The sequence below is a fragment of the Acinetobacter sp. IRS14 genome (genome assembly GCF_034650275.1).
Lineage (GTDB): Bacteria > Pseudomonadota > Gammaproteobacteria > Pseudomonadales > Moraxellaceae > Acinetobacter > Acinetobacter oleivorans.
Genome location: NZ_JAOVFN010000021.1, coordinates 52,226 through 69,813 on the forward strand (window position 1 = coordinate 52,226; position 17,588 = coordinate 69,813).

15 protein-coding genes are annotated in these 17,588 nt (G+C 37.3%); 8 read left to right on the forward strand and 7 right to left on the reverse strand.

Translation table 11 applies throughout. The annotated features are described in order from the left end of the window. Positions 1-24 precede the first annotated feature (24 nt). Positions 25-573: a TetR/AcrR family transcriptional regulator gene (locus tag ODQ17_RS15865; RefSeq protein ID WP_322904943.1), complete on the reverse strand. Its 549-nt coding sequence runs from the start codon at positions 571-573 to the stop codon at positions 25-27. A 705-nt stretch (positions 574-1,278) separates the two neighbouring features. Between ODQ17_RS15865 and ODQ17_RS15870 the strand changes: the two genes are divergently transcribed. From ODQ17_RS15870 to ODQ17_RS15880, 3 genes are all read left to right on the forward strand, one after another. Next, complete coding sequence (locus tag ODQ17_RS15870; RefSeq protein WP_322904944.1) at positions 1,279-2,079, forward strand: GNAT family N-acetyltransferase; 801 nt, start codon at positions 1,279-1,281, stop codon at positions 2,077-2,079. Positions 2,080-2,202: 123 nt separating this feature from the next. Beyond that, the gene (locus tag ODQ17_RS15875; protein WP_322904945.1) at positions 2,203-3,105 is read left to right on the forward strand and encodes a helix-turn-helix domain-containing protein; all 903 of its coding nucleotides are present in this window, start codon (positions 2,203-2,205) and stop codon (positions 3,103-3,105) included. Positions 3,106-3,216: 111 nt separating this feature from the next. Beyond that, positions 3,217-4,218, forward strand: coding sequence for an aldo/keto reductase (locus ODQ17_RS15880; RefSeq protein WP_322904946.1), 1,002 nt, complete (start codon positions 3,217-3,219; stop codon positions 4,216-4,218). A 45-nt stretch (positions 4,219-4,263) separates the two neighbouring features. Here ODQ17_RS15880 and ODQ17_RS15885 read toward each other — a convergent pair whose 3' ends face one another. Next, entirely contained in the window at positions 4,264-4,659 is a 396-nt protein-coding gene (locus ODQ17_RS15885; protein ID WP_322904955.1) for a hypothetical protein, read from the reverse strand. Between the two features lie 23 nt (positions 4,660-4,682). Beyond that, positions 4,683-5,426 (reverse strand): hypothetical protein, encoded by a 744-nt coding sequence (locus tag ODQ17_RS15890; protein WP_322904947.1) that lies wholly within the window; start codon positions 5,424-5,426, stop codon positions 4,683-4,685. Between the two features lie 229 nt (positions 5,427-5,655). Here ODQ17_RS15890 and ODQ17_RS15895 point away from each other — a divergent pair, with 229 nt between their 5' ends. After that, positions 5,656-6,540: a DMT family transporter gene (locus ODQ17_RS15895; RefSeq protein WP_322904948.1), complete on the forward strand. Its 885-nt coding sequence runs from the start codon at positions 5,656-5,658 to the stop codon at positions 6,538-6,540. 122 nt (positions 6,541-6,662) lie between these two features. On the opposite strand, the gene ODQ17_RS15900 is transcribed toward ODQ17_RS15895, so the two are convergent. Further along, complete coding sequence (locus ODQ17_RS15900; protein WP_013196638.1) at positions 6,663-7,280, reverse strand: TetR/AcrR family transcriptional regulator; 618 nt, start codon at positions 7,278-7,280, stop codon at positions 6,663-6,665. A 132-nt stretch (positions 7,281-7,412) separates the two neighbouring features. Between ODQ17_RS15900 and ODQ17_RS15905 the strand changes: the two genes are divergently transcribed. Continuing rightward, positions 7,413-8,540: an efflux RND transporter periplasmic adaptor subunit gene (locus ODQ17_RS15905; RefSeq protein WP_322904949.1), complete on the forward strand. Its 1,128-nt coding sequence runs from the start codon at positions 7,413-7,415 to the stop codon at positions 8,538-8,540. Then, on the forward strand, positions 8,537-11,581 hold the full coding sequence (locus ODQ17_RS15910) for an efflux RND transporter permease subunit (RefSeq protein ID WP_322904950.1): 3,045 nt from the start codon (positions 8,537-8,539) through the stop codon (positions 11,579-11,581). Before ODQ17_RS15905 ends, ODQ17_RS15910 begins: the two co-directional genes overlap by 4 nt. A gap of 515 nt (positions 11,582-12,096) precedes the next feature. On the opposite strand, the gene ODQ17_RS15915 is transcribed toward ODQ17_RS15910, so the two are convergent. The 3 genes from ODQ17_RS15915 to sxtR form a co-directional block, all read right to left on the reverse strand. Next, complete coding sequence (locus ODQ17_RS15915; protein ID WP_151963798.1) at positions 12,097-12,891, reverse strand: TauD/TfdA family dioxygenase; 795 nt, start codon at positions 12,889-12,891, stop codon at positions 12,097-12,099. Positions 12,892-12,924: 33 nt separating this feature from the next. Beyond that, complete coding sequence (locus ODQ17_RS15920) at positions 12,925-13,887, reverse strand: isocyanide synthase family protein (protein ID WP_267531304.1); 963 nt, start codon at positions 13,885-13,887, stop codon at positions 12,925-12,927. A gap of 895 nt (positions 13,888-14,782) precedes the next feature. Continuing rightward, positions 14,783-15,682 carry a multidrug efflux pump transcriptional activator SxtR gene (sxtR, locus tag ODQ17_RS15925; protein ID WP_322904951.1) on the reverse strand — a complete coding sequence of 300 codons (900 nt, stop codon included), beginning with the start codon at positions 15,680-15,682 and terminating at the stop codon, positions 14,783-14,785. A 140-nt stretch (positions 15,683-15,822) separates the two neighbouring features. On the opposite strand from sxtR, the gene sxtP reads away from it, so the two are divergent. Both sxtP and ODQ17_RS15935 read left to right on the forward strand, forming a co-directional pair. Continuing rightward, positions 15,823-17,067 (forward strand): multidrug efflux MFS transporter SxtP, encoded by a 1,245-nt coding sequence (gene sxtP, locus ODQ17_RS15930; RefSeq protein ID WP_322904952.1) that lies wholly within the window; start codon positions 15,823-15,825, stop codon positions 17,065-17,067. A 23-nt stretch (positions 17,068-17,090) separates the two neighbouring features. Further along, positions 17,091-17,417 (forward strand): gamma-glutamylcyclotransferase family protein, encoded by a 327-nt coding sequence (locus tag ODQ17_RS15935; protein ID WP_322904953.1) that lies wholly within the window; start codon positions 17,091-17,093, stop codon positions 17,415-17,417. Positions 17,418-17,588: the final 171 nt, after the last annotated feature.

Sequence of the window (17,588 nt, forward strand, 5' to 3'; positions counted from 1 at the left end):
CAACTCCCGTCGGGCTTCACCCCATTAAACTCGACTTAAAAAATAGTCGAGTAATGCATCCCTTTCATCTGTGTTATTGGCCCCTAAAAGCTGAACCATGGCTCCATCAATCACAAATAAAAACATGTGTGCATCTTCAACTGTAGCAGTCGCTTTTACAGTTAAAAGGAATTTATGAATTTCTTTAATGAACCAGTTTCGATAGTCAATCACGAGTTTATAAGCTGTTGGATAGATCTTTTCAATTTCAAAAATAGCTTTAAATGGCAACCGATAAAAGCCGTCTAAGTTTGCATGTAAGAGGTAAATTTTCTTGAGTTTATCGAATGCCATGAGTTCACGGTACGAATGAATAATTGAAAACACCTCATGTTTTAATGCATCTATTTGAAAAGTTAAGCTCATCTGAATGAGCCTTTCTTTGGAGTGAAAATAGTTATAAAAAGTAGCTTTGGGGATTTTGGCTTCCTCAATAATTCGATCTATCCCAATGTAAAACCCATGTTGTTTAAATAAATTTTTTGCTGCGTGGAGCACGCTTAATGCTCTAAATGAAGCTTCTAAATTTGGCATTTTTATACCGTTTAAAATAATTTTTTGTTGTATGTAAAAGAGATAGAAATGCCGTCACTCTTAAATTGAGCGTTAAAAACAGGCATGCAAAAGCCACACAAAAAATGGTGTGCTCGCCTATCTCAGGTTTTATTGTTGCTATGATTTTTTAGTCGTAATGACCTATGGCTTAAAACCTAGAGTCGGTTAAACCGTTTTAAAGACCAGTTGGGTATCGAGTCAAAGATTTTGGCAATGGTTGCCAATGAGAGAGATGAAATAGTACGCATATGACGGATTCCTGTACAAATAAGGATTCTGCCAATCTCTGCTAAAAGATGGTGGCAGAACGAAAGGGGGTTAGCAGACTGGGTACAGAACCAGCACACCCGAAGGTGTCCCCCCTCCGCCCTACCATAACGTAACGTCAGGGAGACGAGTGGAATACAAGCAGACTCTATCCTCAGAAGGATTAAATCTGATGCACTGTACCGCGGTCTGCTAAAACCGGCTGGCAATGTAGGCCAGCAGGCAAAGGATAATCCGCGTGTTTTGGAGTGTCAATGTAAGGTTGAATAGAAATTGGTTAAATAATTATTGTTGTTTATTCAATTAGATATTTAAACTAAACAGTCATTCAACTTAAATTTAACGATATCATGATAATAATAAAAATGTAGGATAGTGAATTATGATTGAGTTCATCATTTGAATAGGTAATTAATAATGATAATAAAGGGACCTCCCACCAGTTCAGAAGAATACCAACTCATCTTCCAATGGCTTGATGATCGATTTTATTATTCTATTGGGGCAATGGCCTTTCTTGATCAAACACAAACTACTAATACCGAGTGGCAACTCTTACGTTTGTATGACTCACAAAACGCCGAGCAACTATTAGGAGTCGCGGTCATTCTTGCTGGGGGCACCTGTTTTTGGGTTCCATCAGAGGCATCATCTGGGGCATTGCTCTGTACATCAATTTTAGAGCTTCAACCGCGTCGGATTGTAACGACCGCAATCGGGCGAGACTTATTACATGCCGAGATAAAACAAAAAGGACGCATTTTAAGAGAATATGATCAATGGATCATGGTTTGCTCACGCCAATTTTCTGAAGCTCAAGGTCGCTTGGCTGAACTCTCGGACATTGCCCGCCTTAACGAATATCAGCATCAATACAATAAAGAGCGCTCAGTAAATGAAACACCTGACTGGGCATCTCTAATTCAACAAGAAAAAATTATTGTGCTTGAAGCAGATCAACAAATCATTTCGATAGTGCGTTTAGGCATAGAAACCGATCGACTCGTTTCTATTGGCGGCACATATACCTTCCCTGCTTATCGCCGAAAAGGTTTTGCCGAACGCATCTTAAAATTTGCAGTTAATCGGATTGTTGCAACTGGACGGATTGCCCACTTAATTGTCGACGTTGATAACACCCCAGCGGTTACGCTTTACCGCCAAATGGGCTTCGAATGTGTAGAGTCCTCTTACATTGCTTACCCAGAGTATTTATAAAAAATTATTCATTTTCAAAACTGTTTAAATGAACAGATTGATCGCGCTATAAATAAAAGCTACAGTAAATAAAGTTTGAATTTTATAACTTTAAATAAATTGATAACGCATGCAGGCAAAGACATGGAAACCATACATGATTTTTATCGCCGCTTTTCTTTAACCAGAGATAGCGATTACTCGGTTCCATCGACTTCGTTTGGACATTTTAACGTGTTCCAACGTGATGCCTGCTCTTTTCTCACGCCTTATAGCCGCCGCGATTATTATAAAATTTCACTGGTTTTAGGCACAGGTGAACTTCACTACGCCAACCGCTGGATACGAGTCGACCGCCCTGCTTTACTGTTTTCAAACCCAATGGTTCCCTATGCATGGGAAATTAATTCGCCCGAACAAGCAGGCTGGTTTTGCCTATTTACCGAAGAGTTTGTAAACCAAGAATCGAGACAAAGCTTTTTAAAAGACTCGCCGCTGTTTAAAGTCGACGGCGACCCGCTATATTTTTTAAACGACCAACAAGTTCAAGAAATTTCATTTATTTTCAAAAAGATGATGACTGAAATAAATTCAGACTATATTCATAAATACAACGTTTTAAGAAACTATTTGCATCTGATTGTGCATGAAGCCATGAAAATGCAACCGACCCAACAGTTTGAAAAACATAGTAATGCTGCGGTTCGGATTTGCCATTTGTTCTTTGAATTATTAGAGCGCCAGTTCCCGATCGACTCGCCTCATTTTCAGCTTAAACTCAAAACGGCAAATGACTATGCCTATGGCCTGTCTGTGCATGTGAACCACTTAAACCGCGCTGTCAAAGAAGCCACAGGCAAAACCACCTCTGAGCATATTAGTTCGCGCATTACGCAAGAAGCCAAAGCGCTGCTACAACACACCAGTTGGAATATTTCCGAAATTGCCTATAGCTTAGGCTTTGAATACTCAGGGTATTTCACCAACTTCTTTAAGAAAAATACTGGCTTTTCACCTAAAAAGTTCCGCGAAGACTGTGTAGCCTAAAAACAGATTGTTTGAATTTTATAATTATTGGTTTGAATGTTATACGTCAGTTTGAGCCAAAGCATTTTATAGTTTTTCTACTCAAGTGATTTTGCAAAAAGAGTGTGAAAAATGAAATATAGAACTTTAGGACAAACAGGCGAAAAAGTATCAGCACTTGGTTTAGGTTGCATGGGAATGAGCTTTGCCTATGGTGCCTCAGACGACACACAAAGCATTGCCACTCTAGAAAAGGCATTAGACCTCGGCATTAACTTTTGGGATACCGCCGACATGTACGGCAACGGTGCAAACGAAGTTTTGCTCTCAAAAGTTTTAGAAAAACATCGCGACAAAGTGTTTTTGGCGACCAAATTTGGCTTTCGCTATAAAGAAGACAACCTTAACCCACAAAACTCTTTAGAGTCTTATATCGACGGTTCTCCAGAGTGGATTAGAGTTGCGGTCGAAAACAGTTTAAAACGCTTAAATACAGACGTGATTGATTTGTATTATGCGCATCGTATTGACCCAAACATTCCAGTTGAAGACACCATTGGCGCAATGGCGGACTTAGTGAAACAAGGTAAAGTTCGTTATTTAGGACTCAGTGAAGCTTCGGCTGAAACCATTCGTAAAGCGCATGCGATTCACCCGATTGCCGCGGTTCAACATGAATATTCATTGCTTACTCGTGAGCTGGAAGATACACACTTTCAAACTATTCGCGAGTTAGGTATTAGCCTTGTGCCGTATTCACCGCTATCGCGTGGTTTAATCACCAATACGCTTGATGTGAGCAGCCTAGACGAAAGTGATTTCCGTCGTCAGTTACCACGCTATCAAGGCGACAATTGGAAAAATAACCAAAGCTTGGCGCAAGCATTTAGCGACTTTGCTCAAAGCAAAAATGCGACAGCGGCTCAACTGGCTTTGGCTTGGATTTTGGCGCAAGGTGAAGACATTATTCCAATTCCGGGTACGCGTAAAATCGAGCGACTTGTGGAGAATGCGGGTGCTGTAGACCTTCATTTAACAACAGCAGACTTGGCAGAAATTCAAGCGATTATCGCGAGATACCCAAACATGGGCGCACGCTATAACGCTCAGCAACTTGCTGCGGTCAATCACTAAAATTTAAGCTATAAAAAAGTCCGACTCTGTATCGGACTTTTTAGTTTAGTCTTTGCTATATGTGCCTTGTTGGCGTCCGCCTTCCCAAATCGCATCTAAAGATTTATCTGAAATCGTTAAGCTTTCAGGGAAAATACTTAAATTCTTTTTAAATTTAGAGTCTGGTTTTAAACCAATACAGTCACCGTTTTTCCACCATGTACCTTCGGCATATTGATCTAAAGCACCCACAGCGAGCATCCATTTAAATTTACCGTCTGGCTGAAGTAAAAGCTCTGAACCGACTTCCATCACGCCATTTAAATAATAGTGCCCACTCCACGCCTCATCAGATTTTTGGAATTTCACTTCTTTGCATGATGTATTTGCTACATCTGCATATACCTGAGCAGACAAAATAACCGTCGAAAGAAGTAGTAAACGTGCAAATATGTTTTTCATCATTCAATTCCCTATTTTTAGGTTTATTTCCCAGACTCAACTTTTAAATATGTACCATCTGCATAAACATTATGTCCAAAACCACAGCCCGACTCACCTTCGCTTTGTTTGGCTTGAATATAATTTCCTAATTTCGCGTTGGTTTTAAAGTCGAGTTGAATGCGACAATCTTGATCTTTATAGACGATTTGCTTTTTACCACTCGGCATTGTAGTGCCAAACTCACCCATGTTCGGGCCGTAAATTAAGCTTCTAAGTCCCATATATAAACCAGCATAGCTGATTGCATATTGGCCCTTCTCACGGCTTACCGTGATGTGGTCCCACTCACCAAAGCCTGAGTAACGCACATATTCACCTGACAAATCATTTGAGGCTTTAGGTGTAGGCAACTGCTTAAGATTAAACTGGCTCGATTTTGATTTTTCATCGAGCATAAACCATGCTCTCGCCCAAAGTGGCTGATCCAATTTGGCATATGCTAAGCCCACATTATTGTTGGCAACTTCAATATCACGGTCAGTAAATTTAACTGTGGTTTCATCTGCATTAGCCTTACAAAATGCAGTCCAAGAGGCTTGGCTTTGGAAGTTTTCGAGCGCTTTTTTATATTGTTTTTGGTCGTAGTTTTTCTTACCTAAGCTCGCGTATTGCTTCACTTTATTACAACCTTGCTGTAGCTCTTGTTCAAAAGAAAACTCTGCATGCGTGACCGCCAAAGCTGAAAGTGTAAGAACCGCGCAACCTGAAATAATAGATTTAATCATTTTTAAAATTCTTTAATAATTAAATAATTATATAATATGAGTTAGCTCTATAAATCACAATTATTTGAAACAAAAGTCTATTAGAACGTCTTTAGTCGTTAATAAAGATTTATTAAAAAATTCAAAATAATTCGTTAAAAATATTAAGCACTAACTAATTATTTTAGTTGAATATTCCTCAAAAAAATAATGTAGACTGCATGCATAAAACTCAGGAAGAATTATAAGAGTGAATAATCTAGTTATTGGAACGCTATTTGCACTCTGTGCTGCTGCACTCAATGCCTCTATTGGTGTGATCAGTAAATTACTTATGCACAGTGGTTTAAACCCACAAGACATTGCCTTTTTAAAAACAATTATCGCCTTTTTCTTCTTAAGTGTGTTTTTATTTAAAGTCCCTCTTAGTCAAAAAATTGCTTTTATTAGCAGCACGCCAAGTAAGCTCAGCGTTTTTTTCCAAATTGCGATATGTGCCTTTTTAGGGATTTTTTCACTATTCTTTTTCGAAACTATTGCCTACAACCATGGTGCTGCGGCCAATGTGGTGGTGGTACTTATGGCTTCGGCTGCTATTTCTGCCCTATTTTTTGGTCGGTTCATTTTAAAAGAAAGCATCTACTTGCATTCTCTTGTAGGAACATTATTGGCAGTTGCTGGTATTAGTATCATTTCGTGGAAAGGTGAAAATAGTTTATTAATGCTGATCAATGCCTCAATTGCTGGTACTGGCTATGGCCTATTTTCAGTTTTAGTTAAAAGGTTCAAATTAAACGGCGGGCTGTTTCTTACCAAGTATTTATTGCTATTTGGCAGCGTTTATCTTGCCGTTCCGTTTTTAATAAACTTGCATAGTATTCATTTTAATACTGACATTGTTTTAGGTTTGATTGGTTTAGCTGTTCTGCCAACCATACTCGGCTTTTTCTGTACTACTAAAGCGTTGTCTTATATGAGTGCCGCAAAGGTACAAGTGACCGAGCTTTCTGAACCTATTTTTGCAGCGCTTATGGCATGGGTTTTCATTCATGAACAGCCAACTTTGTCGTTTTTATATGGCGCGATTTTTATTATTTCAGGCATCTTTTTAATGAATAAAGCACCTAAAGCCTAGTGCAAATTTAATTTTGATAATGGAACAAAATCTAAGCTCTCTTTAAAACCCAATTTATCTAATTTTAAAAATATTATTGATAAACCTTAGAGAGCTTTATTTAATTTAGACACATTTCTACTTTAAGTTGGGCAAAGAATTTTAGATACAGAAAGTAGCAATATTTCGATTTGCTGTAAGTCTAAACCTGCCCTAGCACGAATTCCAATACTATGCGCGGCAGAAGTCATTAAGAAAGCTAATGCATCAATATCCGTATCATGAGGCAATTCTAGATTTTGTTTAGCTAGGCTCAATCGTTGATAAAGCTGTTCATTCATTTCTGTTAAAACTTCTTTTAATACAGCTTGGATTTCATTATCAGCCAACGCATCAGCCATGGCTGTTGATATAACTGCACATCCACTCAAATCGATATCTTCATGATATCCATCTACTTCGAGAGCTGTTCGCAAATATCTCAAAATAACATCGGCAAACGACCTATCCGTATCTTTATGTTCCAATGCTTTGCCAAATTCTGTCTGGGCATATTTTTGGAAATAATGCATCGCTTTAATATAGATTGTGCGTTTATCTCCTAAGCCAGCATAAAGACTTGGTCGGTTTAAACCTGTGGCCAAAGCCAAAGTATCAAGAGAAGTTCCTGAAAATCCACCTTTCCAAAATGCATGTAATGCCCGCTCTAATACTTGCTCAGGGTCATAAGAGCGCGGTCTGCCTCGAGATTTAATTTCCATTTGCTATCTCCATAAAAAATTTATTGACTATTTTATACAAAACAGTACAAAATTCAAATATTTTGCGAACCAGTACAAAAATATTCCTCTGAAAACTTTAGTTATTTAAAAATCCCTTTAAGGATCTACGAAATGCCTCCGATTGAGTTTAAAAATCAATTAAAATCATTAGAAACAAATATCTACATGATTTTTATAATTTTATTTCTTGTAAGTATTCTCCCCCTAATTGGTTGTAGTAATAAAACCGAAGAGCCAGAAAAGGTTATTGCTGTTCAACTCACCACAGCCCATCCTGCTAGTGAGCTCTCTAATTTATCTTTTTCAGGAAATATTGTACCTAGAGTTGAAAGCCAACTTTCTTTTCGGGTAGCAGGTCGTATCATTAAACGTCTAGTAGATACAGGAGCTTCTATTACAAAAAATCAAGCCTTGGCCCAGTTAGACGATACTCCGTTTAGACTTAGTATTCAGGAAGCAACTGCTGAATTGCATCAAGCACAAAGCACTCTCACAAGACTACAAAGAGATCTTCAACGTAATCGTAGTCTGGTTAACATAGGCGCTATTTCACGATCCGATCTCGATAGTCTTGAAAACTTATATCAAAACACTCAAGCACAAGTAAATGCAGCACAAAGTCGCCTTGATCGGGCACAAAACGATTTAAGTTATACGACTTTACGTTCACCAGCAGTAGGAACAATTGCGGAAGTTCAAGCAGAAAGTGGACAGGTTGTGTCAGCTGGCACGCCTATATTTAAATTAGCTCAAAATGGTGAAAATGAAGTACAGATAGATGTTCCTGAAAGTCAGATTAATGAAATCAAAATAGACCAACCGGTCAGCATCAAATTACTTAGCTTATCTGACCATACTTTTACGGGTCATGTGCGTGAAATAGCGACTGTTGCAGATCCAAATAGTCGTACTTATCGTGTTCGAATCTCTATATCAAATTTACCAGCTGCAGCTAAATTAGGTATGACAGCAACAGTCCATTTTTTAAATAAGAATGTAGATCAACAGATTATTTTACCTATTGGTGCCCTCTTCCAAAAAGGACAACAAACAGCCGTTTGGATATTACCCCACGGTGCAAAAAATCTTCAGCTTCGTCCAGTTAAACTTAGCAAAATCAATACTGAAACTATTACGGTTGCCAATGGTATTCAGGTGGGTGAACAAATTGTTACGGCTGGCGTACATCGTCTCGATAGCAAGATGACTGTAAAAGCATGGGATGGGAGGTTACCGTGAAAGGATTTAACTTATCCAGTTGGGGACTCCAGCATCGAACATTAATTATTTTCGCGATGCTACTGTCTCTTCTTTTAGGTACTGTAGCTTATTTTAAATTAGGGCGCGCTGAAGATCCAAATTTAACGATAAAGGTCATGACAATAGATGTAAATTGGCCAGGCGCTACTACACGAGATTTAGAACAACAGGTTGTTGAAAAAATTCAGCGTACACTTCAAGAAGTACCTAATTATGATTATGTACAAAGTTATGTACGCCCAGGACAAGCAACCATCTTTTTAGTTCTGAAAGACTGGACACGTAAAAGTCAAATTGAAGAAAGTTGGTATCAAGCACGTAAACGAGTAAACGACATACGGCAAAATTTGCCTCAAGATATCCAAGGACCATTTTTTAATGATGACTTTGGAGATACCTTTGGGTCTATTTACGCATTTCATGCTGATGGATTTGATGATGTCCAAATGAAGCAGGTTCTTCTTTCTACAAGAGACCACTTACTTCAGGTTCCTGATGTTTCCAAAGTCATTCTATTAGGCGTTCAAGAACCTCGCTTTTATATTGAATTCAATTATGCCAAGTTAGCTCAACTGGGTATTTCTCCCTTAGACTTAGTTAATGAATTACAAAAACAAAATGCAGTCGAACCAGCAGGAACTTTTGAAGGTCCTCATGCCCGTATATATGCTCGTGTTGATGGAGATGTAAAAAGCGTACAAGACTTAAAAAATATCGTAGTTCAAGTCGGAACACACAATATTCATTTAGGGGATGTTGCTCATATTGATAAAGGGTTTATCGATCCCCCACAAATGTCTATGAGACGAAATGGTGAACGTGTCACTGGTCTTGCTGTTTCAATGACAGAAAAAGGCGATATTCTTTCTTTGGGCAAACATCTAGATCAACGTATTAAAGAGGTACAAGAAAACTTACCTGCAGGTATTTTTATTGAAAAAGTAGTGGATCAACCTAGTCTCGTTGAGCATTCAGTTAATGAATTTCTCGGACACTTTATTCTAGCTTTAGGCATTGTTCTTGCCGTCAGTTTATTTGCTTTAGGCGTGCGGACAGGGATTGTGGTTGCTTTATCTGTTCCACTAGTTTTGGGTATTACCTTTTTCTTTATGTGGCGCCTAGATATAAATTTACAAAGAATCTCCTTAGGTGCACTTATTATTGCCTTGGGCTTGTTAGTCGATGACGCGATTATTGCTGTTGAAATGATGCAAGTCAAAATGGAAGAAGGTCTGGACCGTTTTAAAGCTGCGAGTTTTGCATGGAGTAATACAGCTTTTCCTATGCTAACAGGTACTTTAATTACAGCGGCGGGCTTTGTTCCAGTTGGCTTTGCATTATCTTCAACAAGTGAGTTTACCGGATCAATTTTTTGGGTGGTTGGGATTTCTTTAATTGTATCTTGGTTTGTAGCAGTACTGTTTACTCCTTTTTTAGGCACAATTTTACTTCCCAAAGTACAGCCACATCATTCTCATTCCTCGAAAAATTCATACAGAGATAAACTTTCTCAATGGTTTAGTCGTAAAATTGCATGGTGCGTCAAAAAAAGGAAATGGGTTTTACTGACCACTGTTCTTAGCTTTGTTCTCGCTTTAGTTGCATTTCAATTCGTTCCTAAACAATTCTTTCCAGATTCACCGCGTGCAGAAATTCTAATTGATGTACAGCTCGAAGAAGGTGCTAGTTACACGGCAACGTTAAACGCAACGAAACAGGTTGAAAAATTACTTTCCAGTGATCAACGGGTTCGAGATTACACAGCTTATGTAGGAAGTGGTTCTCCTCGTTTTTATCTATCTCTTGATCCAGAAACACCTAAAAATAATTATGCACAGTTAATTGTTTATCCAAAAGATATTGAACAAGCGAGTCAATTAACTTCTGATCTACATAATCGTCTCATTCAGCAATTCCCTCATATTCGAACACGGGTTTATCGTTTAGAGCTAGGTCCCACTGTTGGTTACCCTGTACAGTTTAGGGTCCGTGGTAAAGATCCTGAAAAAGTTCGTGAAATTGCTGCCGAGGTTCGCGACATTATGCGTCAGCATCCAAATATACGTGATGTCAATTTTCAATGGAACGAACGTAGTAAAGCCATCAGATTTATCATTAATCAGGAACGTGCCCGTAGTTTAGGAGTAAGCTCGCAAGATATTTCACGTACCTTACAAATGTTATTAAGTGGTTATACAGTTACCCAGATACGAGAAGGCACAGAGTTAATTGATGTTGTAGCAAGAGCGAAAGCAGATAATCGGCTTGATACAGCTCAAATGGGCCAAATTACGATTCGTGCATCAAATGGAAAAAATATTCCTCTAGATCAAGTCGCTGAACTCAGACCTGTATTAGAAGAAGGAGGAATCTGGATACGTAACCGTTTACCAACTCTCAGCGTCCGTGCTGACGTGTCTGGTGCTCAAGCACCAGATGTCTCAAAGCAAATAGAACCGATGCTAAATGATCTTCGTAAAATGTTACCCATTGGCTACAGTATTGAAACTGGAGGAACTATTGAAGAAAGTGCTAAAGCAGATGCAGCTATTCAATCTGTTATGCCGGTGATGTTACTACTTTGGGCAATATTCTTGATGCTACAACTGCAAAGCTTCAGTCGCATGTTTATGGTGGTATTAACAGCTCCACTTGGCATGATCGGAGTAAGCCTAGCCTTATTGATTACTCGTGCACCATTCGGTTTTGTGGCCACATTAGGAGTAATTGCTCTAGCTGGTATGATTATGCGTAATTCGGTTATTTTAGTTGATCAGATAGATAGAAATATTTCTACTGGTCAAACGCCAGAACAAGCGATTATTCAAGCCACTGTAGGTCGTACTCGTCCTGTTCTATTGACAGCTTTAGCAGCAATTTTAGCAATGATTCCTCTTACACTTTCCACATTATGGGGCCCAATGGCAATTGCGATTATGGGTGGTTTAGCAGTAGCAACGATACTTACTTTATTCTTTGTCCCAGCACTCTATGCTGCTTGGTTTAGAGTGAAAAGCTAAATTTATTTAGCTCGATAGAACTAAAAATTTATAGCTTAAAAGCACAAATAGATTTTACTATTTGTGCTTTTTTAATGGTTTGTAAACTTCTAAAGTGAGGAAAATGATGATGAGTCACTTGTAAATTCGAAGTAGCTCATTATTCAAATTTTATAAGAAGAAAAAAATAGTGTTAGACAAGATAAGCCGCTAAGAAAATTTCTACACCTGATTGTACAGAGTTTTCAATTTCTGCAACTCCCATACGGAAATTTTTAATTTTTTTACTACACATTACTTCAGAAATGAGACAAATACATTTGGTAAAAGAGTCCCTATATACTAGGTCCTATTATAATTCCGGCTAGAATTTCACCTACTGATTTCATTTGAGCTAAAAACCTTTGAGCAATCTAGGTAATGATTCTGCTGATAAGCAGAATCACCACTTACTCAATGGAAAATCTGTCCTAATAACTTCAGCTGAAGCACTTGATCCATTAACACTTTCCATCGATTTGTTTTCTATCGATTAGTTACAAGATATGGACACGTTTTAAATGTCGATTCACATTACCCTCAACTTTTGCACGGCCATGTAATACCGAATTATTATCAATCAACATGTAATCGCCACTGACCCACTGATGTTGGTACATGTATTTAGGGTCATATAAAATCTCTGTAATTGACTGAACAATTTCTTGTGATTCTACGGGTTGATGATTTGTATCTTTAATGGAGAGCTGTACAGGATTCACTTCCTGATTATCTTCATTTTCGATTTCAATAAACCGGATAACTGAATGGCCTTTATGAGGATGGTTTTCAATGAGGTTTACATCAATTGAGCCGCCATAATGTGCTTTTTTTTCAGTCGAATAAGATAGCTTAATTTTTTTCCAGTCTTCTAATTGACTAGAAGGTATATCTTTCAAAATACGTGTGGTATCAACAAAAAGTGTTTCCCCACCTCGCCCATCTTCTGAGGATACGGTACACTGAAAAGCATTAATTCTTGGAGTTTGTTTCGCAAAAGCTCCATCCCAATGCAATTCAACCCTGCCTTTTGAGAAAATATGGTTTTTAGGATCTTGTTCCATTTTTACATTGAGTAAAGCACCAAACTCCCAATACATCAGATTGCCCAATGACTCACAAAAGTTAATATATTGTGGATCTGGTAACGCTTTAAATCCACGAAATACTAAAACTTTATATTGAGACAACAAGTTATTTAAAACCTCGGTACCGATCTCATTAATATTGTCATGAACATCCGATGCCGTTATTAATGCTCCAAATGGAGATAAATCTTTTACACTAAACATTATTCAAATCTCTAAATATAAAACCATATGTACTTACATTTCTTGTTGGTTATTACGCAAATAATGGCTAGCTTTTCCGTTTTTAAAGATTAATAAAGCATTTTCTTCTTCGGCTTTATGTCGTGGAACTAAAGTAAATCCATCATCATCTTGTATAACGACCGAATGCCAAGGAGTACGCCAATTGTCATCCGAGTCCATCAAAAATATTCCAATTTTTTCTGAAACTCGAGGTTGTGGATGAATACTAAGACGAACCGAATTTGGGAATTGCTCTTTCAATAAATTAGTCCATGCATTACTTCTTTGAATTACTCGGTAAGCATTCATACGAGCTACATTCAATATCTGGTTTTTTGACCAACCTTTGAATTCATTAAGACCAGAAAAATCCTCAGTCAAAAAGCGACAAATCCCGCGGTACATTTCAGCTGCTGGTTTTTCTTGCTTACATCGGTGTTTTAAGCTTAGTAATGACTCTCCATATTGAACCATCAACTCTTCACGCAGTGTGCTATATTCTGGTATATCTTGAAAAACATCATCTAAATCAAAGTAATCAATATTATCTGCATAAGGTTTTCCCACTCTCTCTATAAGATCATATTTATAAGAAGATATGGCCTCATCTGGGATTCGTACTAGTTCAGCAAAAACCCTCCCATCAGAACAAATAGTTAACTTTGCTCCAGGTGAATAAATATTTTTTATTTTTTCACATAATTTATTCAATGTTGCTAAAGCTAATTCCTCACCTTTATCAGGGAAAATATCTAAAGTTTTTTTCCTATTTGGTGATTTAGCTGGAAAAGCAGGTAAAATCATATGAATAGGTTGTTTATTTTTGACAAAATTCAATACTTTTTGAATATGTAAAAAAGCTTCTTCTTGAAAGTTCTCTTGCTCTGAGTCATTTGCTAATAAACGTCGCTTATGAAAAATTAATTTTACGATCTGCTCAGCTAACATTAAATCATTATTTAAAATTTGTACCACAACAAAAACCCTTATTTCCTTTATACATTCACAAACTTTTAAATTAGACTTATTTTTAAGTCTTTATTTAAATTTTCAATATTACTTTATAAATAAATTTCACTTATTTCATTTAGCTTTTTCTCCAATAATAATTTCTATAGTAGTGAATCCTATTTTTGATGATGTTAACTTTTTATTTAACACAAAAAAATTTTCATAAAATTTAAATTAGTCAATCATTTTATATAAACCATTAATAAAAAATAAGATCAAAATTTCAACTCATATATTTCTAATTTTAACTATCAAAATAAATAACTATCGAACATTTAACTACCAATAAAATATATCTATTAGTTAAAATCTGATTATTTTCCTTGATTATAAAATTTTATTTATATTAAGCTTTCTAAATCAATCACAAGTGTAGCATTTGCTTTAACGTAAATCCATGTCCTAAAAATTGATTAAAACACTCACAAAAAACATAATTATTCAGTTTAATTTAATATTAATCTTTTAATACAGGATGAAAAATAAATAGATATAAAAATAAAATTTTATTTTCATTAAATTAATTAAAATTATAAAAATTCATAGTAAACCTTTGCTTAAATTTAAATTACAAAACCCCCTAACAATTGATTGATTATTTACAATTAAGAATAAATTTAAATTACCAATTAATTTATTAATAAAACTAATATAAAAATTTTACAATTTTACTGAATATTTAATATTATTAAGTTTTCATAAATTTTGTTAAAAACAATAGAATAATAATTTTTATGGTTTATAGATAAAAACTTCATTCATAAGCCTATTTTTCAACCAAAATTAAATATTTTTTGTATAAATTTAGACCTATAAATAATTATATAGTGAATAAAATTTAACTTCCTTTTCATAATATTTAATTGAAATGAAGAACATCTTGCACCACACTGGCAAAATTAATTGCCATTTGTGAAGGGGCATGCTTTTTATAAGCAAGCCCTAAACCCACCGTAGGTATTGGTGCCTTCAAAGAGCGATAGGCCACGCCCTGTATTTGCAATTGTTTGGTCGACTCTGGCACCAAAGACACCCCTAAATTTGCAGACACTAACGATAAAATTGACACAATTTGCGGTGCATTTTGTCCAATTTTTGGTTCAAAACCACGCTCATGACAGGCTTGTTTAATCGCATCGAAAAGCCCTGCGCTAATGGAAGGTGGTGAGACAATAAAATCAAGCTCTCGCAGTGCCGTTAAATCAATTTCTTGCGTTGAATCATCTAAATTAAAAGACTCCGAAGGCAAAGCAGCAATGAGTGGCTCTGCTAATAACTCTTGAATAATTAAACTGTCTGGAATATTGCGTGGTGACCTTATAATCGCAACATCTAAGCGGTCTTCGAGTAGTAAATCGATGAGCAGCAAGGTGTTCGCTTCTTCAAGTTTTAAATCAACTTTAGGATATTGCTGCTGGAAATAACGAACGCATTTAGGAATGAGAGGATTCAACATTGAGGTGCCTGTAAAACCCAATCGTAATTGGCCCACTTCACCATTTGCTACCTGTTTAACCAAGTTCGCTGCATCTTCTACACGTTGTTGTACAGGCTGAATCGCATTAAAAAAGGCAAGCCCAGCTTCAGTCAGCTCCACCCCATGCGGAGAACGAATAAATAAATCTGCACCTAGCTCTTCCTCTAAGTCCCGTATTTGCATGCTTAAAGGCGGCTGACTCATGTTTAAACGATGCGCAGCTCTGGTAAAGTTTTTTTCTTCTGCTACTGCTAGAAAGTAGCGTATATGTCTGAGTTCCATCGCTATATATAAAACATATCATGACCTATTGTTAAATATATTAGAAAAATACCATCTAAATTGCTAATTTTAATTTATCGAATTTTCTCGATGCAGCATGCCTCACAAGCACTGCACTTTCTTTCTGTCATGGTCATGATATGAACTCTTCATCTACACCCAGTACCTTAAGCACTGAGGCAACTTCTATACTTTCCCGCGAATGGATTCACAAGGGGACTAAAGCCTATAAACACGCAGGATTTGCTTTATTCCTTGTGGGCTTTGCCAGTTTCTCTCTGATTTATTGTGTACAGCCACTCCTGCCCGCATTTAGTCAAAGCTTCCAGATTAGCCCTGCGAGTAGCTCTCTCGCACTGTCTTTAACAACTGCCTTTTTAGCGATTTCAATTGTGCTATCAAGCGCGTTTTCACAGGCAATTGGTCGTCGTGGCGTGATCTTCAGCTCAATGCTGTGTGCAGCTATTCTTAATATTGTGGCTATGTTTACACCTAACTGGCACAGCTTACTCATAGCACGAGCACTAGAAGGTCTATTGCTTGGCGGTGTACCAGCCGTAACGATGGCTTGGATTGCCGAAGAAATCGCACCTGAACACTTGGGTAAAACTATGGGTTTGTATATTGCAGGTACGGCTTTTGGTGGAATGATGGGCCGCGTCGGCATGGGCATTTTAATTGAATATTTTTCTTGGCGAACTGCTTTAGGCTTACTTGGCGCAATCTGTTTTATTTGCTCGATTGCCTTTTTGAATTTACTTCCTGCTTCGCGTAATTTTGTACAGAAAAAGGGTTTGAATTTAAATTTTCATCTGCAAATGTGGCGGACCCATTTAAGTAATTTAAAATTACTACGCCTGTTTACTATTGGTTTCTTGCTCACGAGTGTGTTTGTTACCTTGTTTAACTACGCCACTTTCCGTTTAAGCGGAGCACCTTATTCACTGAGTCAGACTCAAATTAGCCTTATTTTCTTGTCGTATAGCTTTGGTATGGTGTCTTCATCATTGGCAGGTACATTAGCCGACCGCTTCGGTAAAAAAACCATGATGATGAGCGGCTTTGCGTTAATGATTGTGGGTAGCCTCATGACCCTGCTCAGCTCTCTTTTCGGCATTATTATTGGTATTGCATTTATTACCACAGGTTTTTTTATTACCCACTCGCTCACCAGTAGTGCAGTGGGTGCTGAAAGCAAACAAGCCAAAGCCCATGCCAGTTCCTTGTACTTGCTGTTTTACTACATGGGTTCGAGTATTGTTGGCTCAGCAGGTGGCTGGTTCTGGTTACACGGCGGCTGGAGTGCGATTGTAGGCTTAACCGTTGTACTGTCGTTACTTGGAATATTTTTAGTCGTTTATACACCACACGCAAAAGCTCATTAATTTTTAAATTAAAGGAAAATCACATGTCGAGTTTATTTGTTTATGGCACTTTAGGCCCAGGTCGTCCTAATGCACATATACTTGAAAATATTGGCGGACAATGGGCAGAAGGTTGGGTCAACGGAACCTTACATAATCAAGGTTGGGGAGCTGATTTAGGCTATCTGGGAATTGTGCTTGATGATAGTACCAATCAAGTTCAAGGTTTTGTTTTTAACTCAGAACATTTAAATGCAAACTGGAAATTACTGGATGATTTTGAAGGCGAAGAATACGAAAGAGTACCTGTTCAAGTCACTTTAAATAGTGGCGAACGTGTTGATTCTTTTATTTATGTGTTGAAGTCTTAAGCTATTTCTAAAGCCCAAGCCCATAAACATTTAAAAATTGATAGAAAAAATTTAAGTGGTCATTTTTTGGCTTGTATTTTTTTAAAGAAACTGTAGAATTCATTCCACGTCGCCGACATAGCTCAGTTGGTAGAGCAACTGACTTGTAATCAGTAGGTCCACAGTTCGAAT